Source organism: Pseudonocardia sp. EC080619-01 (assembly GCF_001420995.1).
GTDB lineage: Bacteria > Actinomycetota > Actinomycetes > Mycobacteriales > Pseudonocardiaceae > Pseudonocardia.
The window spans coordinates 617,732-638,677 of sequence record NZ_CP012185.1 but is presented as its reverse complement, the minus strand read 5'-3'; the positions used below and the strand labels follow the sequence as shown (position 1 = coordinate 638,677).

The following is a 20,946-nucleotide window of genomic DNA, read 5'->3' as shown; positions in this document are numbered from 1 at the left end:
GACAATGGATCAGTCCCGCAGCGCTGCGCCGCGCCCTTGCTGGTGCCGCCTGAGGTCAGTACCAGCGTGTGCGTCCCCAAGGCTTGAAGACCGAGAGGACGGTGACCGCGGTCAGGACGGTGACTCCGGTGATCGAGATGGCTAGGACCTCTGCGGCGGTGCCGGCGGGTTCGGTGGCGGCCGGGATGGTCTCGGTGAGCTCGCGCAGGCGGTGGGCTGACAGGAACGGGATGGCCAGCAGCAGCCCGGCGCTGAGGACGAGCTTGGCCAGGACCCACCAGTGTCTGATCAGGCCCCACGGTGTGAGGACTGAGCAGAGGATGCCGGTGATCAGCATGCTGATCGAGAGTGGTGCGTTCACCGGGAGGTCGAAGTAGTGCATGGTCTCGTAGGCGCTGACCCGGACGATCGGATCAGTCGAGACGAGTCCGCGTAGCGCGAGGGTCATCATGGCTGTGGCCGCACCGAGCCAGCCGACCGAGACCACGACGTGGGCCACGAGCAGGGTCTTGCGGCTGCGTGGTGACAGTTTCCGCCGACCGCGCCGAGTCCGCGCTGAGGCAGTGCGGCGCGGAGTTGTTGCTGGTGGGTTGGCTGTCCGAGTGGCAGGTGGAGTGGGTTCCCGTGTCGTGGTGGGCTCGTCGGTCACGGCCGCCGGTCCTCTCCAGGGATACTCGTCGGTGTGGAAGATCCAGCAGCGAACGAGCGCGAGTGAATGTTTACTCACGACGGTAGCAGTGGCAAGCCGGACACGCGTAGCCGTGTTCTTGCGGCCACGCGCAAGCTCATGGACGAGCGTGGGGTCGCCCGTGTCCGGGTCGACGCGGTGGCGAAGGAGGCCGGACTGTCGGCGGGCGCGTTGTATCGGCACTTCGCCGGCCGTGAGGAGCTGATCCTTGCGGTGATTCTCGACAGTGTCCCGCGCAGCATGAGCTTCGGCGGCGCGCCCGACGCCGGGCACGAGGTCGTGCGCGATGCGCTGGCGGTGATGATCGGGCAGGTCTACGAACACGAGAAGCGGATGGCGGCCGTCGCGGTGACAGTCCTAGCCGACGAGACGTTGCACGAGCGGTTCCGCGACATGCTGGCCCGCGCCCCCGGGGGGCCCGAGGAGTTCACCCGAGCGCTGGCCGTCGCGCTGCGTGGCTATGCCGATGCCGGAGTGGTGCGTGCCGATCTCGATCCCGCCGCCGCAGCAGCGCTGGTGCAAGGAAGGTGTTTCCACCACGCGGTCATGGACCGGCTGCATGGCCCACGCCCCGCGCTGGGAACCTCCGACGAGGTCACCTCCGAGGTCATGGCCCTCCTGGCACCGGCCGCCCAGCGCTGAAGTTGACTCAGCCGCATCCGGTGCTGCACCTGACGCATCATCGATGCGTCAGGCTGCGGCCGCGACGGCCGCGCCTCCTGCTCTCATCTGGGCGATAGCCATCGTGACCTGCGGGATCGACAGTTCGACTCCACCGATTGACTGGCGCACGTGCGATATTCGAGGGCTGCGGTAGACACCGGGCTGATCTGATCCAGTCCGCAGTGGTGCGCGGGGGCGAGGAGTCGGCTTGCTATCCGGTGTAGATGCCGTCGCGCAGGATAGGGACCGAGCGGCTGTGATCCAGCTCGGCGGCGGCGTCGACGTCGTGGCTGAATCCGATGGCAGCGAGTTCTCGGCCACTGGCGCTGCGGTGCAGCGAGGGGGCGATGCCGAGGTCGGCGACCGCATCGAAGGCGGCTGCGGCGACATCGGCCTCGGGGGAGAGCCCGCGCCAGCCGAGCTCGGTCAAGGCCCGGATCACAGCGCCGGCACCCCAGAGGTCCTCGATGCCCGGGCGCAGGCTGCCATCTGGCCAGCGTTCACCGGCTGCGATGATCGCCAACCGTGGCTGCTGGCCCTCCGTGTGGGGTTGCTGGGTAAGCCAGGCCGCGACGGCGTGCCGGTTGCGCAGGCCAGCGGCGACGACCTGTGGGCCGTGAGCTGCCAGTTGCGCGCTGATGGTGGAGCCGTTCGGGGACGGCAAGACCAGCCGTTGAATCGGTCCGGCGGTCGACAGCGTGGACGGTGAGAGACTGACCTGCCCTGAGCGGGCCTGGGAACGGCCCGCGGCGAGTGTCGCGTCATGGCGGCGGGCGAGGTCTGCGGCCCGTTCGTCGCGCCACGGACAGGGTACGACGGCGATACCGAGATCACACGCGACCGACAGCGTCGTGGTGAAGCTCAGGACATCGACGACCACCGCGAACTCGCACTCCTCGGTCACGACGGCGGCGCCGCTCGTGCCCCACTCCATACGCACCGCGAACTCGGCCTGTGAACCGATCCGGCTCAGCAGGGATGGGGTCATGGGGACTCTCCGAGGACTTCCTGAAGGGCTTGAGCCTGTGTGCCATCGGGATCAGGGCTAGACATCCCGGCCATGGTGACGAGTGCTTTCCATAGTGCCCAGCCACGCGCTCGTTTCCAGGTCTGCTCGTCGAGCCTCACCGCGTCCCGGAAGATTGCCCGCTCGGGCGGGGCGAAGTAGGTCCAGGCGATGGCCAGGTCGCAGGCCGGGTCACCGACGCCGCAGCTGCCGAAGTCGATGATCGCGCTCAGCTGTCCGGACGCAGTGAGGAGATTTCCGGGAGCGATGTCGCCGTGGAACCAGACCGGTGGCAACGGCCAGACATGGGTGGTCGCGTCGAGCCAGATCCGTCGACACTGCCTGTCGTCGAAAGCGGCGGCAGCGTCGGTAGTGCCCCTGAGCTGATGCAGTGCCGTGTCGACCTGGTCGCTGTAGGCGCTGGGATGGCAGCCGCGATAGTGGGAATGTCGCCCGGCCGCGGGTCCGGTCTCGGCCGGGAGCTGGTGCAGAGTGTGGAGTACCTCGCCGAGGTCGTGGGCGAACTGACGCCGGTCGAGATCGGGGGTGTCCGCGACGGTGGAGCCGTCGAGCCAGCGACGTATCGACCACGGATACGGGTAACCGTGGCCCGGCGAGCCGAGCGCGACAGGAGTGGGAATGGCCACGGGCAGACACCCGTCGAGACAGGCGAGTGCTCGCTGCTCCTTGCCGACCGCAGCAACATAGGCCGGGCCGGCAGGAAGCCGGGCCGACAGCTCCGAGCCGATCCGGAACGTCCTGTTGTCCCAACCCTGCTGCGGAACCGGGGCGACAGGCAAACCGCTCCAGCTCGGGAACTGGTCGGCGACAAGCAAGCGCACCATCGACGCGTCGATCTCCTCAGGCATGGTGAATGAGCCTGACTGCTCGTGGAATCCCGCGACATATCCGGGTGGGATCGGCTTCCGTGGTTGCCGGTGTGGTCAAGAGAGCTCGCCCTTCACGTCGGCGGGGGCCTTCGGGCTGACGACCCGGTCAGATGTAGACGAGGTCGGCGTCCGGATCGCGCCGCGCGATCTCGTCGACCAGGCCGGCATCGAGGTCCTCCTCGAGGATCACGGTGAGATCGTTGAGCCCGCCGCCGGGGTTGCCCAGCTCATCGAGGGGATGGTCCACCCGTCGGAACAGCCGGCCGGGATGGTCGGGGGAGCCGAAGTCGAGCACGACGCGTGGATCGTGGGCGCCGGGCCCGTCGGGCAGCGTCACCCGGGCGTCGGTGTAGCCGCGGTCGAGGAGCCGGTGGGCGTCGCGTTCTGCGGCGGCGCGGCTGGCTGACAGGGCGTCGGCTCGCTTCGCCGCGGCGGAGTGTTCGTGGGCGCTCAGTGTGCTCGCTGGGGCGGTGGGCAGACGGCGGTGGTCGAGTCGCCAGCGGGCGGTTGTGGGTAGTGGCACGGCGGGCAGAACGCGTGAGGGCCGGCGACGGATGTCGAACAGCCGCAGCGAGACCCGCGGGCGGAGGTCGAAGGGCCGCTTGTGGGTGTGCTGCACAGCGGCCACGGCGACGGTGTCGGACAGTGTGGCCCAGGCGAGGATCGACCCGTCTGCTCCGTGCTCGGGTGCCGGAATGGCGGGGTGTGTCGCCCACCAGCACCATCGGGTTTGTCGCAGGTCGGTGCCCAGCAGCCAGCCGGGGCCTGGGGTCGGGGGCGTGCGGGCCCGCCACAAGGGGAGATACTGCTCGGTCGGCCACGTGAGACTGGCCAGGGCGATCGGCTGGACGTCGAGCGACCCGTCGCGGCCGACGGCCAGGCGCGCGGCTATCGCGGTGCCGACGTCGTGCACGGCGACCGAGGTCGCATCCAGGTGCAGCAGCCGGCGGCGCGGGTGGTGCCACGCGTTCGGCGGGGACACCAGAGCGGCCCACGATGCCGTCGCGCGGACTGAGCCGTCGGTGTCGATCGTGGCGGCGAAGGGGTGGCACCGGTCCACGAGCACCGCGTACCCGCCCACCGCATGGGCAGCGCCGGTGGCGAGTTCCGCGCGCGTCACAGCGGAGGCCGGCTGCATCAGCTCAGACCGTGGTGGTCGATCAGCGCCTGCTGGTCGGGGTGGACCGTGTCGGTCCACGGCAGTGGCAGACGGGCGTCCCCGGCCAGTTCGGCGCGTTCGTCGAGATCGGAGACGGACAGTCGCTGCGACGGGTCGAAGCCGTAGGTCTGTGGTGTCCGGATTGTTCGCAACGCGATGGTGTCCGGCTCGACGTCGACGGCGACGAGTTTCACCCCGGCCACCCCGACGTCGCTGATGAACCCGGCCCAGCCCCAGGCGTAGCGGCGGTGGGACAGGACCGCTTCGGCTCCGTCGACCTCGCAACCTACGGTGGGCCATTCCCGCCATCGCTGGGAGGACTCGTAGACGTGGTCGACCTGGGCCTTGTTGAAGCCCGCGGGGAGCTCGACCGCGGTCCGGGCGGGGCGCATGCGTTCGGACAACGTGAACAGAGCGCCGAAGGCGAGGTCCTCGCTCAGTTCGAGTCCGTCGAGTCGTTGGGTGTTCGTGCCGACGGAGATGTGGGCGCGGCCGTTCTCGACCCGGTGCCCGAGCCAGAGGGTGGTCATCGGGTGGCCGATCGCGCCTTCGTAGAACTCGACCCAGGTCGGGCCCTTCCACGGGGAGACCCCGAAGAACGGGAAGTCGATCGGAGGATGGCTGCGATCGTGGGGTGGAGCTGGTCCCATCGTCTGAGTCTGACAGCCGAGGTGATAGGAACGCGATCTCCGGTGGGGCCGTGCGTGGCCTCACTGCCTGGTAGTAGGTTCAGTCTCATGTGGCTTCCGCTCGCGCAGCGTCCCCGCACCGCCTGACGGCGGTGCACCCCGCCGCCCGACCTCGTCTCTGCGGGGTCCGGTGGCCTCTGGTCCGTGCCGACCTGGGCTCGTCGTCCAGACGTGACACCCCCTGGCCGCCCAAGGAATGGTGCTGTCCTGGGTCATCCCGATCGTCGTCTGGATCGCCGTCGGGACCGTGGTCCTCTGGTTCATGGTCCGTCGCTTCGCGACCTCGGCCTGCCCCGGGGACCTGCCGAGTCGTCGCACGATGGCCGCGTTCCTCGCACCCACCGCGATCGCCCAGTTCGGCGCGGTCCTGCTCTACAACCAGATCCCGCTGCTGGCGAACTTCCGGATGGGCAACGAGACCGGCGCGGTCTTCTTCATCGCCTGGCAGGCCACCGTCGTCATCGACACCGCCGCGGTGTTCTTCACCAACTCACTCGCCGTCCAGACCGCGCGCGAGCCCCACCGGGCCGCAGAACTCGCCCAGGCCACCCGGCGCCGCATGCTCCTGATCTTCGTCCCGCTGCTGGTACTCGGCGCGGGACTCGGCTGGCCAGTGCTACGCATCCTCGGCGAGGGCTACACCAGCGGCGCCCCGATCATCGCCGCGCTGATGCTCGGGGTTCTGTTCCGGCTGGTCGTGGTCTTCGAACTCGCCCGCCGCCAAGCCCATGGCGACGCCCGCGGCTACACACGCCTGTCACTGCTCAACTGCGGGATGGTCGTCCTGATCGCCTGGCAGGTCCCACTCCCGCCGCCGGCCACAACACATCCGTCACTGGTCATGCTGCCTTTCGTCATCGGCTACATCATTGTCCAAGCAGCGTTCGCCAGCTTCCTTCTAGTCCAAGACAAGCGGTCACGAGCACGAACCCGTTAGACGGCCAGGGTCCTTCCGGGCGCCGCGGGCGCGGTCTCGCCGCCGGTCGGAGTATCACGCCTGCTCCGGTGCCTGCAGGCCCTCGAGGAGAAGCTCCGCGCTGTAGGCGAAATGTGTGGACCAGTCCGCGGCTCGGGGCGCGAGGGTGGACATCGTGGGGTAGCGCTGCGCGTTGGCTTGTAGGTGCTCGTGGACTGCTTGCCGTGCGGCGGGTTCGCTGTCGTGCTGCCAGGAGGCCTCGGCGGCGACGGATCCGATCACCAGGTTCGTCACCGCGGCGGCAGCAGCCGCGAGACGGTCGTCGGTGAAGCCCGCTCGCGACAGCGCCGCGTACACGTACTCCGATCGCGCGAGTGCTTCAGGCCCGATGAGTGGGCGGCTGCTGGCCAGAGCGCCGGACCAGGGATGAGCGAGAAGGGCTGCTCTCAGGTTGTGCATGAAGGAACGGACCTCGTCGACCCAGTCGTGCGCGGGTTCGCTCGGCAGCGGCATCTCGCCGAACACTGCGTCCACGGCTAGGTCGAGGAGGTCGTCGCGCACTGAGACGTGCCAATACAGCGTGGTGGCGTGCACATCGAGGGCGGCGGCGACGGCGCGCAGATTCAGGCCGTCGAGCCCGGCCCGGTCGAGCTGAGACACGACCTCGGCGGCGATCCGTTCCCGAGTCAAGCCGTGTTGCCCGCGCCGCGGCGGCCGCTCCCGCAACCACACAGCTCCGGGCATCACAGGCCCCGTGACGGCCTTCTTCGGACTCATGGTCCTACATCGTAGGGCCGCCGGGTTGCCGTCGTCGAGCATAGTCCTGCATAGTAGGACTGGCACTCGATGGATGCGAGTGCCAGTCAGCTGTGGTGAGGCCGGCATCAGAGTCCGGTCGTCCGTCGCGGGCACTGCACCTGATCGCCCATGAGCACGTGTCAGGAGGATCCGCAGGACATGGCGAAACAGATCGCGTTCGACGAGCAGGCTCGTCGCGGGCTTGAGCGGGGGATGAACACCCTCGCCGACGCCGTCAAGGTGACGTTGGGGCCGCGCGGCCGCAACGTCGTCCTGGACAAGAAGTGGGGCGCGCCCACCATCACCAACGATGGTGTGTCGATCGCCAAGGAGATCGACCTGGAGGATCCGTGGGAGCGGATCGGTGCCGAGCTGGTCAAAGAGGTGGCTCAGAAGACCGACGACGTCGCCGGTGACGGCACCACCACCGCCACTGTGTTGGCCCAGGCGCTGGTCCGCGAAGGGCTGCGTAACGTCGTGGCCGGAGCCAGCCCGGTGGGGTTGAAGAAGGGCATCGAGAAGGCCGCGGCGGCCGTGTCACAGCAGCTGCAGGACTCGGCCCGCCCGGTGGTCGAGCGGGCGCAGATCGCGGCGTCGGCGTCGATCTCGGCGTCGGATCCTGAGATCGGTGAGCTGATCGCCGAGGCGATGGACAAGGTCGGCAAGGAAGGCGTCATCACGGTCGAGGAGTCGCAGACCTTCGGTCTCGAGCTCGAGCTCACCGAGGGCATGCGCTTCGACAAGGGCTACATCTCGCCCTACTTCGTGACCGACGCCGAGCGGATGGAGGTCGAGCTCGAGGACCCGTACATCCTCCTCGTCTCGTCCAAGATCTCCACGGTCAAGGACCTGTTGCCGTTGCTCGAGAAGATCATGCAGTCGGGCAAGCCGCTGGCGATCATCTCGGAGGACGTCGAGGGCGAGGCCCTGGCCACCCTGGTCGTCAACAAGATCCGTGGCACCTTCAAGTCCGTCGCCGTCAAGGCCCCGGGCTTCGGTGACCGTCGTGAGGCCATGCTCGCCGACATGGCGATCCTGACCGGTGGCGAGGTCATCTCGGAGAAGGTCGGCCTCAAGCTCGACAACGCCGACGTCTCCCTGCTGGGCACCGCTCGCAAGGTCGTCGTCACCAAGGACGAGACCACCATCGTCGACGGTGCCGGTGACAACGAGCAGATCGCCGGCCGGGTCAACCAGATCCGCGCCGAGATCGAGCGCACCGACTCCGACTACGACCGCGAGAAGCTCCAGGAGCGTCTCGCCAAGCTGGCCGGCGGCGTCGCCGTCATCAAGGCCGGCGCGGCGACCGAGGTCGAGCTCAAGGAGCGCAAGCACCGCATCGAGGACGCCGTCCGCAACGCGAAGGCGGCCGTCGAGGAGGGCATCGTCGCCGGCGGCGGCGTCGCCCTCGTCCAAGCCGGAGTCTGGGACGCGATCGAAGGACTCGGCGTGGACGACCCTGACGAGCAGACCGGGGCAGCCATTGTCCGGGTCGCCCTTGAGGCGCCGCTCAAGCAGATCGCGATCAACGCCGGTCTTGAAGGCGGCGTGGTCGTCAACACCGTGCGTAACCTGCCCGTCGGTGAGGGGCTGGATGTGAGGACCGGTGATTACAAGGACCTCGTCGCTGCGGGGATCATCGATCCGGCGAAGGTGACCCGCTCGGCGCTGCAGAACGCGGCTTCGATCGCGGCCCTGTTCCTCACCACCGAGGCGGTCATCGCCGACCAGCCAGACGACCATGCGCCTGCGCCGGCTGATCCGAGCGGCGGGATGGGCGGCATGGGGTTCTGAGCTGCGCCCGGCTGGTGCGCCCCTCCGCTTGGCGCATCAGCCGGGCTCGCTCAGCTTTCGTCGTCGCGAGATGAGTCGGCGCGGTCGGCGAGGTAGTCGGTTCAGTCGCGGCGCACTCGTTGAGCCCACCGTTCGGCTGCGGTGATGTTGATGCCGAGCAGGTCGGCGGCCAGCGGGACGGGGATCTCGGTGGCCCAGGCTGCGCGGGCGGCGTGTCGGGAGGGGAGCAGCGCGATGCCGTGGCGCCGCAGACCTCGGGCGAGCACGTATGGAGCTATGGGCCGTCCGGCTGCTCGTCCGGGGAACAGCCAGCATTGCGTGTGGGCCTGCTGTCTGATGCTCGAAGCTGGAGTGGCCCGGTCGGCGAGAGCGCGGACCAGGTCCGCGAGGGTGGGCGGCAGCGGGAGCGGTGTGCCGTTGATGTGCAACGTGCTGTCCTCGCCGTCCTGGTCGACGTCGTCGGTTGTGAGTTGGTACAGGTCGGTGCAGGTGCGTCCGTAGAGCAGGATCAGGGCGCCGGCGACGCGCAGGTGCAGCGGTAGCTCGCCGTCGGTGAGACAACGCCGCAGTCTCGTCCAGCGCTCGTGGTCGTCGAGGACGTCGTGGGGGTCGGCGCTGGTCCGATGGCTCATCGTCAGGTCGGGGCACAGGCCGCGGGCTCGTGCCCAGGAGATGAAACCGCCGAGGAAGTAGCGGGTCTGCTTTCCCTCGGTCAGCCAACGGTCGAGATCACCCTGGCTAGCGGTGGTCAGGTCGCGACCACGGTCGTCGAGCCAGGTAAGGAACGCGATCGCCAGACGGGCCTGGGTCCGTATGTGGGTCGCGGTGGCCTGGTCGGTCGGACTGCCGCGGCCGCGCTGACGGGCTTGGCGTAACAGGTGCCAGGTCGCGAACGGTTCGACGATCCGGGCGTGCGGGGTCGGGACCTTAAGCAGTTGTTCGTCGAGCCATTGTTCGACGCGCTCGAGCATCTCGTCCCGGGCCGGGAGGACCCCGTTGGTGACGAGAAGGGCGCGTAGCCAGTGCAGAGCAGCAGTCTGCGGGTAGACGTCGAGCACGGCGTGGTCGAGGGGCTCTTCGTGGGCACGGGAGGCGAGGTCGGCGAGAATCTGCAGGCCCGGGCTGGTGCCTCGGATCCAGACAAGCGGGGTTGCGACGTTGTCGAGGTGATCAAAGGCGTTCTCGAGGGGTGCGAGTTGCTCAGCGATCCCGCGAGTAGGAATCCGAATGACCGTGTCAAGCCGCGATAGCGGGTTGTGGTGCGGTGATGGTGAACATCCTCCGGTCACGCAGCAGGGCCCACAGGACGTCGACCAGGCGTCTGGCCAAGGCGAGCAGAGCCTGGGTATGAAGCATTCTTTCGCTGCGTTTGCGCTGGTAGAAGGCCCGGGACGGGCCATTGACCTTGAGGCTGGACAGTGCGGCCATGTAGAACACTCGCCGCAGGCGGCGGTTGTAGCGTCGTGGGCGACGCAGGTTCCCGCTGATCCGGCCGGAGTCCTGGGGCACCGGGACGAGTCCGGCGTAGGAGGCCAGCCGCCCTGGAGAGGTGAATCCGCCCAGTTCAGGGCCGACACCGCCGTGGGTGGCGGTGAGGAACTCCGCGCCCAGGATGGGTCCGAGACCGGGCAGCGACTCGATGATCGCCGCGTCCGGGTGGGAGCGGAACACGGTGGTGATCAGCTTGTCGGTGTCCTTGATCTCCCGGTCGAGTTCCAGCAGTCGTCGGGCCAGGCCGGCAACAAGGATCGCGGTCCGCGTCTCGCTGGGCAGTGCCACGGTCTGGGCGTGGGCGACCTCGACCGCGGTGGCGGCCATCGCAGCAATACCCGGTGCCCACGCCCGATGGGCACGCAGGTACTCGATCACCCCTGCCTCGCCGGCGTCCCGGAGGGCCTGGGGTGTCTGGAACCCGGTGACCAGCACCAGAGCGCTGCGGGTGGAATAGTCGAATGCCGCCTCGAGACCGGGAAAGATCGACCCGAGCAGGTCACGCAGCCGGTTGACCCCGCGCACCCAGTCGGCCATCAGGTCCTCGCGATGGGCCACGAGCCGGGCCAGTTCGGCAGTGGTCTCATCAGTGGCGGTGACCGTGGTGAGGTCGGCGCCGCGCATGCGGGCGGTCTCGGCGATGACCTTCGCGTCACGGGCGTCGGTCTTGGCCTCGCCCCGGAACACGCCGCTCATCCGGTCGACGACCCGACCGGGGACATAGACCACCTGCTGGTCGGCCGCGGTGAGGACCACCTGCAGCAGCGCCGCATAGCTGCAGGTCAGGTCGATGGCCCACCGCACGTCCTGGGCCGCTTCCGCAGCGCGGGCCAGCAACGCCTCGATCGCGGCCTGGTCGTTGCTGACCTTGCGGGAGAACACCACCTTGCCGTCGGTATCGATCGCGCACGCATGGTGCGTCCTCTTCCCGACGTCGATCCCGATCCAGATCACTGGCCGTTGCGCCACGCGCAGGCTCCTGTCGTTGCAGGTCACGCCCGTGGACAACCCGCCATCAGGTCCCTAATCAGCGACGGTCCGCACAGATCCGAATCAGTGGCCAGGCCTGTCCAGCACGACGGGGCGGCCATTCCTTCCGAGCCACCGAAGCGACAACACCTCATCAGCCACACCCCGTCGTCCCGGGCATCCGGGGCACCAACCCCGAACACCTACGACCTTAGGGACATCTGATGATGTCGCGTATCCGTGCCCGCAGTACGTCGTGGTCGGTCTCGTCGGGCCTGCGACGAGCTACGGGTGGGGCCTCGGTGAGGTCGGGTTCGAGCAGGTGGCCGGCGTCGCGGCAGTCCAGACACAGCGGGTACCGCGCTTTCGGGTGCGCGGGGTGCCGAGCTCGGCAGAGCGCGCACGGCGCCGGGGTGCGGGTAGCGCATCGGGGGCACAGGTCCGGGTGTCCGGCGCTGGCACGCAGCTCGACACGCGTGGTTCGGCCGCAGCCGCCGCAGCGCCGGGTGGGTCGTTGGTAGCAGCCCCGGCAGATCGGCTCGCCGTCGTCGCTGCGGGAGTAGGTGGGGGCGTCAACGGCGCAGATGTGACAGCGTCGCGAAGGAGCCTGATAGCAGACCGGGCAGAGTCCTGAGCCGTCGGACAAGCGCCGCTGGATGACACGAGAACGTCCGCAGCGCCCGCACGGTTCGACCGGTTTGGGATGGCAGCTGCCGCACAACGGTTCACCGGTATCTGTGCGGCTGGCGACGGCGCGCGTGTGGCCGCACCGACCACAGGAGGTGGCGTGCCGTCGGCGGCGACAGTCGTCGCAGATCCGCCCACCCTCGACCCGGTGACGGAGTTCGCGCAGCGCTCCGCATCCATGGCACCGCGGCACCCGTACCGCGGTGACGCCGCGGTCGGCGAGTATCGCCGCGATGCGCAGCACGCTCGGTGGAGCTCCGGAGTCTCCCGAGGTCAAGGCGTCGGGATGGGCATGGAGATGGCGATCGACGGCCCGCAAATAGCTGCGCGCCACATTCGTGGTCACCAACTCGGACGCTGCGCCGACATCCAGGCCGGGCACACCGGCGACCATGGCGTCGGCGATGCGGGCGGCCACTTCGTCGAGGGACTCGCGTGCGGACGTCACGCGGTCGGTGGCCGGCGGATCGTGGTGCGCCGCGGCACCGGAGCATCATCCTTCGACGAGGCGCTGTCCGCGGTGCCGGTCTTACGGACCTGGGTGTGGACGGCGTCGATCTCGATGAGGTCGTTCGGGGTGCAGCCCAGGACGTCGCACAGCGCGGCGAGGGTGTCCATCGACAGCCGTTGCGGGGGTTGGGTGACCAGGCGGTAGACCTGCTCGCGGGACAGGTGGATACCGCGCTCGGCAAGCGGGGAGAGCAGATCGCTGGTCTGGAACATCTCGCGCTCGGCCATGCGGGCACGCAGTGTCCAGCGGAATCCCATCTTCTTGATCACGGCTGGTCCTCCCACAGCTGGCGGCGCTCCAGGGAGCGGCGGACCAGCCGGTTGCGGTACTCGTCGGACACCCCGGTGTAGATCGCGGTGGTCGAGGCGTAACGATGCCCGGCCTGCTCGGAGACGAACCGTTCCGGGTAGTCGAACTCCACCAGGTGTGTGATGTAGGAGTGACGCAGGCAGTGCAGATCCAGCTCCGGATCGAGGCCGGCGGCATCACGCACCTGGTCGAAGGCGTCGTTGACTACGCGCAAACTGACCCGACCGGCGCGCTCGGTCACCCAGACTGCGCCGAGACGGCCCGGGTTGAGCTGGGGACGGACTTCGTCGACCCAGTGCTGGAGTACCTCGACGATCCAGTCCATCTCAGGCACCGTGAGCACGGTTCGTCGTTTCGGCGGACTTCCGCGCGAGGCTTTCCCGAAGCGCACGAACCATGCTCCGTAGCGTCCGTACTGCGGCATCTTCGGGGCATGTCGCCGGTCGGACAGATCGAGCCCGCGGACCTCGGCCCGGCGCAGTCCGTAGGCGTAGATGCACTTGAGCATCGCGGCGTCGCGCATCGCGGTCAGCGCGCCCTTGCGCCCCAGGCTGGCCATCGCAGCCGGGCGTGCGTCGGCCGCGTCGAACAGCGCCTGCACCTCGTCGTAGGTCAACGGGCGACGGCCGGGCTGGCCTTCGAAGTCGGTGACGTGCACGACGGAGTTTCCGTCGTGGAAGACCTGCTGTGGAACCTGGCCGAAGCGTTCCCAGCACAGCTCGCCCCAGCCGTAGCGACGATCGGTGGCGAACTCCAGGAACAGCGTGATCGCGATCTCGTAGTTGCGAGCCGTCGACACCGTGATCGGTCGCCGCCCGACCTGCGAGCGCAGCGCCACGATGAACGCCTCGGCATCGGCCGGCTCCCACTGCCAACTGCCACGGGTAAGAGTTGGTGAACTCGGCGAACCGACGCACCAGCCTGACGCGGGGTGCGACCGTGCCCTGTTCGTTGAGAAACCGGGCTCGTTGCTGGCGTGCCCAGCCGGCCAGCATCGCGTCGAAGACTGCCGGCATCGGATCGAGGTGCACCACCGCGTCCGACAGCATCGACCGCGCTGAACCCGGTGGCTCCGCTCGCTCCCTCATGTTGCATCTAACGCAACATTGTTGAGTTAGATACGGCCTATGCGGGGTTATGGCTGGCAGAGCGGTCGGTGCTACCTTGCTCACCAGCGCTAAGGGAGGCCGCCGACCTGGGTGTTGCTACATCACCTTCTCGTGCGGAGATGTTGCATCCGCTGCAACTCCGCAGCTTTGAGGGGCTACAGCCCCATGTTGGTGGCGGCGTTCGAGCTCCATGCGGTCTGCACGCGGACGTAGCCGCCGACCGAGGCCAGGGAGCGGTGTCGGGTCTGGGCGGCGATCTCGCGGTCGGAGGCACCGCGCAGGTGCGCCCAGGTGACGAACCCGGACCGCAGGGAGTGCGGGGAGTAGCCCTGCTCGGCGTGGCCGGCGGCGGCGGCGAGTTCGGTGATGCGGCGGTTGACCGAGGCCCGATGAAGCGCGGTGGGGGCCGGCCGGTTGCCGGTGGAGACGCGGCGCAGCAGGGGGCCCTCGGTGATCTCGGAGAGCTCGAGCCAGGCATCGAGGGCGCGCACGGGGCAGGCGTCGGGGTGGCTGGCGTAGGGCAGGACGACGAGCTCGGTCTGTTCGCCGCGTTGGTTGGTCTTCGACGAGGGGATGACCAGGGTGCGGCCGCGGTCGTGGTGCAGGACGTTGTCGACGGTGAGCGCGCAGAGCTCGGAGCAGCGCAGTGCGGAGAAGAACCCGATCAGCAACAGGGCGCGGTCGCGGGCGCCGGCCAGGTCGGGTTCGGGCGGGCGGGTGCGGAAGTCGCGGGTGGCAGCGGTGGCGGCGACCAGGTCGAACAGCTGCGGCGGCATCAGCGGCGGCGCCTGGTTGGGTGGGGCGCCGTGGACGCGGCGGATCCCTTCCCAGACGGTGGTGACCCGGGCCGGGCTGGTCGGGTCGGGAAGGTCCTGCAGGGTGTGAAAGAACCGGATCGCGGCCATGCGCCGGCTCATGGTGGAGACCTTCGCCCCGGCCTGGGCGAGGGTTGTCGCTCACCGCGGTCGGCGGCGCCGGTGCCGGGTTGTGGTCTTCTCTGGCGCACCAGTCGCAGAACTCTCGCCAGTCCGTGCGGTAGGCCTCGATCGTGGACGACGCCTTGGAGGCTTGGACGTAGGCGGCTTCTTCGGCCGAGAGCGGTACATCGGCGAGGCCGGCAGCAGGCAGCACGGCCGCCTCGGCCAGCTCGTTGGACAGACCTTCCGCCACGATCAGCAACGGTAGCGGTCCGGGCTGACCGTCTGAGGCAGCGTGCTCGGGCTTTCCTGCACCGTTTCCCGCTGGCGGTGTGTTTCGGCTGCAAGCGCGACGTGCCGCCCGGGGCGGGGTCATCCACATGCTCCATCGCGACGTCGCCCAGTTCGAATGGGACCAGAACGCTGTCCGCGAGGGTCGGGCCGCACGCGCGGCGGCCGCAGGGCAGACCGGCAGCATCGCAGCGGGGAGCTACACCGTGACCGAGCTCTTGGACCTCCCGGACCCCGTGGTCTGGCAGGTCCACTGCGATGCCTGCAACCCCCACACCGACACCGCTACCGGCCTGGCATGCGAAGGCTGCTACTCGTTCGGCGTCGAACGCTGCGCTACCTGGGCTCAGCTGGTCGACTGGACGGCGCACCTCATGGACAAGCCCTGGGTGATCGAGGCCACCAACTCGGCGGAGTTCATCCGGGCCGCAGTCCATGCAGACTCCGAGGTCGGCTTGCTCTGCCGTCCCGAGGAGCGCTACCGCGACGCGTGATCCGGGACGCCCGGGCGAACAGCTCGGACAGTGCTCGCCGCGACGTTGGGTCAGTGCACGGCTTCGAGTAGGTCGGTGATCGCTGGGCCGAGTGGATCTCCGACGAGCGTGAGCGAGTTCTCGGCCCGGGCGGCCAGGTCGAGTGGAGCGACGCGGTCGGTGAGCTGGGCGTGCACCAGCCGGTCGAGCCCGGCGCCGAGCAGAGGAGCCGCGGTCCGGATGGTCCCGTGCAGTGCTGCGGCGGCGGTGCTCCCGCTGTGCACGACGATGTTGCGCTGGCGGTAGAGACGTCGGAACGTGGTGATGAGCGTGTTCTGCACGTCGGTGAGCTCGCGTCGGGGGTCACCGAGCAGCTTACTCATCCGCCGCTGCGCGGCCCGATCGCCGCTGTTGCGCAGGGTGAGCGTGTGACCCTCGGTCAAGGCGTCGGCGACGACGACACTGCGAGCGCGGTTGTCGGGACAGGCAGCGAGCCGGTCAGCGAGGAGGTCGGGATCGTCGCTGTTGTGCTGGTGGGACAAGGCTGTGAGCTCGGCCCGGGGCCAGGAGCAGGCGATGATCGCGGCGAGCCTGCTCGCTGCTACCACCTTGCCCTCTTTGTGATCTGCGGGGTCGCCGGGGTGGTTGAGCAGTGACTCGATCGCGGCCCACGCACCGGTCACCGCCGAGGTGATCGGGCCGCCGTTGACCGGAGCGGCGAGCTCGAGGGCCTCGTCGAGGCGCTCGTCGGCGTCGGCGAGATACATGGTCGCCTCACGTTCGAGCGCAAGCACGATGGCGCCTCGGCCAGGTCGTTCGAGATGGAACGGGGCATACCCGGCGATCCAGGCCTGTCCGAGGGGCTCGAGGGTGCGTCGGCCGCCCGTGCGTGCGTACGAGCGTCGGGCCTGAATGCGGTCGATCTTCGCGGCGGCGATCCGGACCGCTGCGGCCACGTCCTTGCAGCGGACCTGGTAGGCGAATGCACCGTTGTGCCGGGGGACAGGGTCGCTGCTCAGCGCCCGCCACCAGGCCGAAGTGTCGGTGGGGGAACGCCACTGCGGGAGATGCTCGGCAAGCTTGTTGACATCAGGTACCGATACGAACGGGACGAGTACCTCGAAGTCTCGGTCTGGTTGCTCGGCCAGCCCCTGCGTCTCGGCCAGCAGATCGGCCAGGGTCGCGTCCTCGTTACGCAGTAGGCGGTTCACCCGGGCGTGAAGCTCGGGGCTGCTGTGGCCGCGGTCGAGCAGGTGGGTGGCGATCGCGCGGGCGAGACGTTCCGGTGCGGGTGCCTTCGGTGTGTCGAGGTGCTCACCCCACCGGTGCAGGTAGCCGGAGTGGATCATGGGGAGCATCTGGATCAGACGGCGGCGCTCCCTGCTGTGCGCGCCAAGCCCGGAGCGCAGCAACGTGACCAGCTCGCCGCGAAGGCGGGAATCGCCGAGGCCGTGGTCGGGGCCGAGCTGACGTTCCAGATCGCGCAGGTACCAGCTGAGGGCTCCGGACGACAAGACTCGCTGGTCGACCCAGTCGCCGCCCTCGATCGCTTCCTCGAGAGCCAGCACGCTGCTGACGTCCCAGAGGCGACGCGGCCACGGGGCCGTGTCCTTGAAGAAGTCCAGCAGCCGGCTCGCGACATGGGAGGCATACGGGCCGTCGGAGAGCCGTTCGGTGGAGTGCTGGACAGGGGTCATGGCTGTGCTACCTTAGGTCCAGCGCTAGCGCGCGACGTCTTGAGATGGGGAGCCGCCTTCGGGCCGCTCCCCACTCGTTTGTCTACAGATCTGCCCCGACGCTCAGGCCAGTGTGCCCGCAGACCCCCTGAGCGGGCCGCGCGCCCCAAGCTGGAATCAGCTGGCCTCGCCTGTACGGGCGCCCCGCCAGAACGTTGACCGGTGATCCGGATGGATCGAAGAACCGGATCGCGGCCATGCGCCGGCTCATGGTGGAGACCTTCGCCCCGGCTCGTGCCAGGGCGGTCAGGTAGCCGCTGACCGCGGCCGCTGGGGCGGGCGCGGGCGTGTGGTGCTCGCGGGCGCACCAGTCGCAGAACTCCTGCCAGTCGGTGCGGTAGGCCTCGATCGTCGTCGCGGCCTTCGAAGCCTGGCCGTAGGCGGCCTCCTCGGCCGAGAGCGGGCCGCCGTCGAGGTCGGTGACAGGCACCAACCCGGCGGCCGCGGCCGCGGCGGTGAGCTCGCGGGGCAGGCCATCGGACACGATCAGCGACGGTAGAGGGCCAGGCCGAGATCGCCGGGACCCGCGCCGTGTTACGCCGGATTCTTGCTCGGCGCGGTGCGGGACGGAGAGCGACCGACGCCGGAACGCCGCGGTCGGGCGGGGTGAGGCTCCGAGGAGGTGGTCGGGGGGAGCAGGCGGTCGGCGTGCACCGGGGGCGGTGGGGGCACCGAGCCGCTCTGACGGGCACGGATGACCGCGGGGAGCTCTCGGAGGACCGCGGGGACCTCGCGTAGCACTATCGAGATGGCGAAGGCCAGCACGAGAATCAGGACCGCGGTGGACACGTCGGCATCCGGGCCGACCACGAAGGCCGCGGTCACGACGCCACCCGCCGGTCCGGCAGCTCGTACTGGCCACCGCGACCGGCGCCGGGCGTCGAAGCCGGACGCTTGTTGTTCCACCTCGTACACGTCGTTCGCCCTCTCCGTGGGTCGCGCCGGGGGCGCGTTGGCTCGTTGCTGAGTGCGACGATCACCCGTCGGCGTGGACAAGTCGAGGCCGACGCAGATACGCTTTGGACCGCCTGTCGAACACGTTCGAGGACGAGAACCACGAGAGCCGCAGCGGGCGGTCCAATCCGTTTCGTCCAACCAAACGCTCTTGATCATCGTGTTCACTCGTGCGGCGTAACCTTCCGGGGAAGGACGCGTGGTGGCAGCTCGTGCGCCAGATCGCCGGACAGCGGCCTCGCGCCTCGCAGTGCGGATCCGTGCGGCACAACAGCTCGTCGAGGCGAGAGACAGTGACGGCCTGACCGTCCACCAGATCGCGAGCAGGAGCCGAGAGTTGTTGTGGGGCCGTGGTCGTCGGCCGGCGAGCATCGTCCTCGACCGATCGCTCCTGCAGCGGCCACCAGCGGGAGCCGCTGTGCCATGGGGAAACCTGGCCAGAGCCCGCGGACGCGACGGGCGGCTCCTGCCCGGCCTGCGGGCAGTCGGGGGGACCAAGACCCCTGCCCTGCAGATGTTCCTCCTCGCAGCGCTCGAGGCGCAGACCCGGACTGCCCTACGCGGGGACGGACGTACCACCATCCCCCTGGTCACCTCGAATAACCCCGAAAACGATCAGGGGGGACCGACCTGGATCAAGCTGGTCGCCGCGGCGGCCGCGGACTCTGCGAGCGGAGTAAGCCCGTACGGCGGGTACCGCCAGGAGAACCGGCTCCGTCAGATCAAGAAGGCGCTCGATCGACTCGAAGTCACTGGTCGCGTCGAGCTCGGCGCCCGGCACTTCGCCGACCGCTACGAGAGCTTCGTTCTCTGCCGCGAACACGAAGACGGGACGGGGCGCGCGCCGTACACCGTCCCGATGCGCGAGCACCGCTTACCGCTGCCACCAACGCTGTGGCTACGCGGCTGGATCCACATGCTCACCGACTCCGAGCTGTTGCTCTACCTCGCGCTCCGCGCACATCTGATCGCCCATCCAGAGCTCAGCTCAGGGCCCTTTGTCCTCAGCCGCAGCACCCGCGACGACTACGGCATCTCGAAGGACAACTACGAATCCCTCAGGGAGCTACACGAGTTCGGCCTCATCCAGCTGCTCTCGGATGAGGGGCGCTCCCCGGACGGGACGATGCGGGACTTCAAGTCGGTCGGCAACGGACACTTCCACCGCGTGGCCGTCCAGGAGACTGGGCTAGATGCCGATGCTGGCCAGATGGTGCTGACGGGTCTTCGCACCCTGGGCAAAGCCGCCGGGGTGAGCCGGGCCCACCCGTGACGCTGGAGGCCAGGCAGGCACCGCCGCCCGTGGAGCACCCTGACGATTTCCCTCGGCGTATGACCATCGAGGACTGGGTCTCGCTGTGACTCAGAGATCTCGCAGGCCTCCTCGGCGAGCTACCGGCGCCGGACACCCCCCCAGACTGGCGCCGGGCACGCCGCGTTCGCCCCGGGATTCGGTGGCCAGAACCTCGGCTGGAACCCGTAGACCAAGGCGCGATGCCCCGGCGGTCCGTTCTGGGAAGCTGGGCTACCGGACATCGCGGCGAGGCAGGCGCCGGCGGTTGAACCTGTGGAGCAGTTCGTTCCGCTCGGACTGCCCGCCGGGGCGGGCCTCGGCCCTCAGCCAGGCGGCGGTGAGCAGGGCGAGGACGAGGCAGATCAGCGGGGCCCAGAGCTTCGCGCTCATCGGGACCACGACGGCCGGGGCCATCGCGGGAAGTACCCAGCCCAACACGACACCGAACAGGACCGCGACCACACCCAGGCGCAGCGCGGCCGGGCTGAGGTCGGGCACGGTGTTCTCGCGGTAGCGGGCGCGGGCGACTGTCAGGATCAGGACCGCGAGCACGACCAGCACGAGCAGCTGCAGCGCGACCAGGAGCGTCGTCATCGTGGCTCTCCCTCGGGTGGGCCGGGTACACGGTGGTGCATCCCGTGGGTCTAGCGGATGGGTACGACAGTCACGCCGACGTCGAGCTGTGTCCAGGCGGTGTCGGCGGTGACCGCTGGCCCTTCGAGGCGGGTGGCCAGGGCCAGGCAGCACCGGTCGCCCAGGGAGAGCCCGGCCGCGCGGGTGACCGGCCACAGCGCCGCGGCGGTGACGGCGTCGGTGGCGGTGACCGGCTCGACGCCGATCCCCAGGGTCCGCAGCTGGCGCAGGGTGCGGTCGGCGTCGACGCCGCGCTGGGCCAGCTTCTGGTAGATCTCCGAGAGGTTCACCGCCGAGAGCACCGCCGCCTCGAGGTAGCTCTCGACGAGGTCGGCGCCGGGCTCGGCGCGCAGCCAGGCCAGCACCGCGGAGGCGTCCAATACCGCCGGGCCGGAGGAGGCGGGGGAGCCGGGGAGTCGCTGGCCGCCGGCCGGTCCGGCCCGGTCACGAGGAGGCGTCCTCGGTCGCGGCCTCGGCCCGGCGCTCGGCGAGCAGCTCGTCGGCGACCGAGTCCTGCGGGCCGCCCTGCCACTCCGCGGCGATCTCCCGGCGCATCCGCGCGACCAGCTGCGCCCGGGACTCCATCACCACACGCCCGTCCTCGACCGACAGCAGCAGCGTCGATCCGGCAGCCAACCCCAGGTCACGACGAACCTGCGCGGGGATCAGGATCCGGCCGTCCCGATTGACGACGACCTCGGCACGTCCCGCCTCGTCCACCTGTTCCGACATGCCAGCGAGTCTAGCGCAGACAAGCTCACACCCTGTCGGGTCACTCCTTCATGCGACGGCAGCCCATCGAACCTGCGTAGGCCTGCTACGCAACATAACTTTGCTTCTGTCGCGTAGCGGGGACGACTGCTTGGCGGCATCTCGTGCATGATCCCGCCAAGCACGACCGTGTTTCGTACCGTTACGGTGCAAACGAAACGAAAAACGGAACGATTGACAGAACGGAACAGAACTCCT

At 69.1% G+C, this 20,946-nt stretch carries 20 protein-coding genes and 1 pseudogene; 5 read left to right on the top strand and 16 right to left on the bottom strand.

Translation table 11 applies throughout. The features are described 5' to 3' along the window. Positions 1-55 precede the first annotated feature (55 nt). Positions 56-487 carry a hypothetical protein gene (locus tag AD017_RS31145; RefSeq protein ID WP_145986106.1) on the bottom strand — a complete coding sequence of 144 codons (432 nt, stop codon included), beginning with the start codon at positions 485-487 and terminating at the stop codon, positions 56-58. Positions 488-715: 228 nt separating this feature from the next. On the opposite strand from AD017_RS31145, the gene AD017_RS31140 reads away from it, so the two are divergent. Beyond that, positions 716-1,330 (top strand): TetR/AcrR family transcriptional regulator, encoded by a 615-nt coding sequence (locus AD017_RS31140; RefSeq protein ID WP_060577261.1) that lies wholly within the window; start codon positions 716-718, stop codon positions 1,328-1,330. 232 nt (positions 1,331-1,562) lie between these two features. Here the strand turns inward: AD017_RS31140 and AD017_RS31135 are convergent, their stop codons facing one another. The 4 genes from AD017_RS31135 to AD017_RS31120 all read right to left on the bottom strand — a co-directional run bounded on the left by AD017_RS31135 (position 1,563) and on the right by AD017_RS31120 (position 5,056). Next, positions 1,563-2,339 carry a 2-phosphosulfolactate phosphatase gene (locus AD017_RS31135; protein WP_060577260.1) on the bottom strand — a complete coding sequence of 259 codons (777 nt, stop codon included), beginning with the start codon at positions 2,337-2,339 and terminating at the stop codon, positions 1,563-1,565. Continuing rightward, positions 2,336-3,226 carry an aminoglycoside phosphotransferase family protein gene (locus AD017_RS31130; RefSeq protein ID WP_060577259.1) on the bottom strand — a complete coding sequence of 297 codons (891 nt, stop codon included), beginning with the start codon at positions 3,224-3,226 and terminating at the stop codon, positions 2,336-2,338. Before AD017_RS31130 ends, AD017_RS31135 begins: the two co-directional genes overlap by 4 nt. Positions 3,227-3,353: 127 nt before the next feature. After that, on the bottom strand, positions 3,354-4,385 hold the full coding sequence (locus AD017_RS31125; RefSeq protein WP_145984177.1) for a hypothetical protein: 1,032 nt from the start codon (positions 4,383-4,385) through the stop codon (positions 3,354-3,356). After that, positions 4,385-5,056, bottom strand: coding sequence for a hypothetical protein (locus AD017_RS31120; RefSeq protein WP_060577257.1), 672 nt, complete (start codon positions 5,054-5,056; stop codon positions 4,385-4,387). The genes AD017_RS31125 and AD017_RS31120 overlap by 1 nt, the downstream gene beginning before the upstream one ends. Positions 5,057-5,294: 238 nt before the next feature. On the opposite strand from AD017_RS31120, the gene AD017_RS31115 reads away from it, so the two are divergent. Next, entirely contained in the window at positions 5,295-6,032 is a 738-nt protein-coding gene (locus tag AD017_RS31115; RefSeq protein ID WP_145984178.1) for a hypothetical protein, read from the top strand. A gap of 54 nt (positions 6,033-6,086) precedes the next feature. Here AD017_RS31115 and AD017_RS31110 read toward each other — a convergent pair whose 3' ends face one another. Further along, positions 6,087-6,788, bottom strand: a complete 702-nt coding sequence (locus tag AD017_RS31110) for a TetR/AcrR family transcriptional regulator (protein WP_227012942.1) — start codon at positions 6,786-6,788, stop codon at positions 6,087-6,089. A 180-nt stretch (positions 6,789-6,968) separates the two neighbouring features. Between AD017_RS31110 and groL the strand changes: the two genes are divergently transcribed. After that, the gene (gene groL, locus AD017_RS31105; RefSeq protein ID WP_060577255.1) at positions 6,969-8,603 is read left to right on the top strand and encodes a chaperonin GroEL; all 1,635 of its coding nucleotides are present in this window, start codon (positions 6,969-6,971) and stop codon (positions 8,601-8,603) included. Positions 8,604-8,704: 101 nt separating this feature from the next. Here the strand turns inward: groL and AD017_RS31100 are convergent, their stop codons facing one another. From AD017_RS31100 to AD017_RS31080, 5 genes and pseudogenes are all read right to left on the bottom strand, one after another. Continuing rightward, positions 8,705-9,892: a hypothetical protein gene (locus AD017_RS31100; protein WP_145986105.1), complete on the bottom strand. Its 1,188-nt coding sequence runs from the start codon at positions 9,890-9,892 to the stop codon at positions 8,705-8,707. Continuing rightward, on the bottom strand, positions 9,840-11,063 hold the full coding sequence (locus tag AD017_RS31095; RefSeq protein ID WP_060572134.1) for an IS110 family transposase: 1,224 nt from the start codon (positions 11,061-11,063) through the stop codon (positions 9,840-9,842). The genes AD017_RS31100 and AD017_RS31095 overlap by 53 nt, the downstream gene beginning before the upstream one ends. Positions 11,064-12,194: 1,131 nt before the next feature. Continuing rightward, the gene (locus tag AD017_RS31090) at positions 12,195-12,530 is read right to left on the bottom strand and encodes a helix-turn-helix transcriptional regulator (RefSeq protein ID WP_060577253.1); all 336 of its coding nucleotides are present in this window, start codon (positions 12,528-12,530) and stop codon (positions 12,195-12,197) included. Continuing rightward, positions 12,527-13,658, bottom strand: a pseudogene (locus AD017_RS31085) (tyrosine-type recombinase/integrase). Before AD017_RS31085 ends, AD017_RS31090 begins: the two are co-directional and overlap by 4 nt. A gap of 176 nt (positions 13,659-13,834) precedes the next feature. Continuing rightward, the gene (locus AD017_RS31080; protein ID WP_082538470.1) at positions 13,835-14,596 is read right to left on the bottom strand and encodes a site-specific integrase; all 762 of its coding nucleotides are present in this window, start codon (positions 14,594-14,596) and stop codon (positions 13,835-13,837) included. Positions 14,597-14,976: 380 nt separating this feature from the next. Here AD017_RS31080 and AD017_RS31075 point away from each other — a divergent pair, with 380 nt between their 5' ends. Continuing rightward, complete coding sequence (locus AD017_RS31075; protein ID WP_060577251.1) at positions 14,977-15,381, top strand: hypothetical protein; 405 nt, start codon at positions 14,977-14,979, stop codon at positions 15,379-15,381. Between the two features lie 50 nt (positions 15,382-15,431). Here the strand turns inward: AD017_RS31075 and AD017_RS31070 are convergent, their stop codons facing one another. Next, on the bottom strand, positions 15,432-17,057 hold the full coding sequence (locus AD017_RS31070; RefSeq protein WP_060577250.1) for a hypothetical protein: 1,626 nt from the start codon (positions 17,055-17,057) through the stop codon (positions 15,432-15,434). 82 nt (positions 17,058-17,139) lie between these two features. Continuing rightward, positions 17,140-17,580 carry a site-specific integrase gene (locus AD017_RS35660; RefSeq protein ID WP_060577249.1) on the bottom strand — a complete coding sequence of 147 codons (441 nt, stop codon included), beginning with the start codon at positions 17,578-17,580 and terminating at the stop codon, positions 17,140-17,142. A gap of 984 nt (positions 17,581-18,564) precedes the next feature. Between AD017_RS35660 and AD017_RS31055 the strand changes: the two genes are divergently transcribed. Further along, complete coding sequence (locus AD017_RS31055; RefSeq protein WP_060577247.1) at positions 18,565-19,323, top strand: hypothetical protein; 759 nt, start codon at positions 18,565-18,567, stop codon at positions 19,321-19,323. Between the two features lie 252 nt (positions 19,324-19,575). On the opposite strand, the gene AD017_RS31050 is transcribed toward AD017_RS31055, so the two are convergent. The 3 genes from AD017_RS31050 to AD017_RS31040 form a co-directional block, all read right to left on the bottom strand. Further along, positions 19,576-19,938, bottom strand: a complete 363-nt coding sequence (locus AD017_RS31050; protein WP_060577246.1) for a hypothetical protein — start codon at positions 19,936-19,938, stop codon at positions 19,576-19,578. A 50-nt stretch (positions 19,939-19,988) separates the two neighbouring features. Continuing rightward, positions 19,989-20,357 (bottom strand): type II toxin-antitoxin system VapC family toxin, encoded by a 369-nt coding sequence (locus AD017_RS31045; RefSeq protein WP_060577245.1) that lies wholly within the window; start codon positions 20,355-20,357, stop codon positions 19,989-19,991. A gap of 64 nt (positions 20,358-20,421) precedes the next feature. Further along, on the bottom strand, positions 20,422-20,709 hold the full coding sequence (locus AD017_RS31040; RefSeq protein ID WP_060577244.1) for an AbrB/MazE/SpoVT family DNA-binding domain-containing protein: 288 nt from the start codon (positions 20,707-20,709) through the stop codon (positions 20,422-20,424). Between the last annotated feature and the right edge of the window lie 237 nt (positions 20,710-20,946).

Coding starts and splice junctions, on each gene's coding strand:
- AD017_RS31140 (WP_060577261.1), top strand. CDS start 716: ATGTTTACTCACGACGGTAGCAGTGGCAAGCCGGACACGCGTAGCCGT.
- AD017_RS31125 (WP_145984177.1), bottom strand. CDS start 4,385: ATGCAGCCGGCCTCCGCTGTGACGCGCGCGGAACTCGCCACCGGCGCT.
- groL (WP_060577255.1), top strand. CDS start 6,969: ATGGCGAAACAGATCGCGTTCGACGAGCAGGCTCGTCGCGGGCTTGAG.
- AD017_RS31040 (WP_060577244.1), bottom strand. CDS start 20,709: ATGTCGGAACAGGTGGACGAGGCGGGACGTGCCGAGGTCGTCGTCAAT.
- AD017_RS31050 (WP_060577246.1), bottom strand. CDS start 19,938: ATGACGACGCTCCTGGTCGCGCTGCAGCTGCTCGTGCTGGTCGTGCTC.
- AD017_RS31075 (WP_060577251.1), top strand. CDS start 14,977: ATGCTCCATCGCGACGTCGCCCAGTTCGAATGGGACCAGAACGCTGTC.
- AD017_RS31055 (WP_060577247.1), top strand. CDS start 18,565: ATGTTCCTCCTCGCAGCGCTCGAGGCGCAGACCCGGACTGCCCTACGC.
- AD017_RS31135 (WP_060577260.1), bottom strand. CDS start 2,339: ATGACCCCATCCCTGCTGAGCCGGATCGGTTCACAGGCCGAGTTCGCG.
- AD017_RS31130 (WP_060577259.1), bottom strand. CDS start 3,226: ATGCCTGAGGAGATCGACGCGTCGATGGTGCGCTTGCTTGTCGCCGAC.
- AD017_RS31070 (WP_060577250.1), bottom strand. CDS start 17,057: ATGACCCCTGTCCAGCACTCCACCGAACGGCTCTCCGACGGCCCGTAT.
- AD017_RS31120 (WP_060577257.1), bottom strand. CDS start 5,056: ATGGGACCAGCTCCACCCCACGATCGCAGCCATCCTCCGATCGACTTC.
- AD017_RS31110 (WP_227012942.1), bottom strand. CDS start 6,788: ATGAGTCCGAAGAAGGCCGTCACGGGGCCTGTGATGCCCGGAGCTGTG.
- AD017_RS31080 (WP_082538470.1), bottom strand. CDS start 14,596: ATGAGCCGGCGCATGGCCGCGATCCGGTTCTTTCACACCCTGCAGGAC.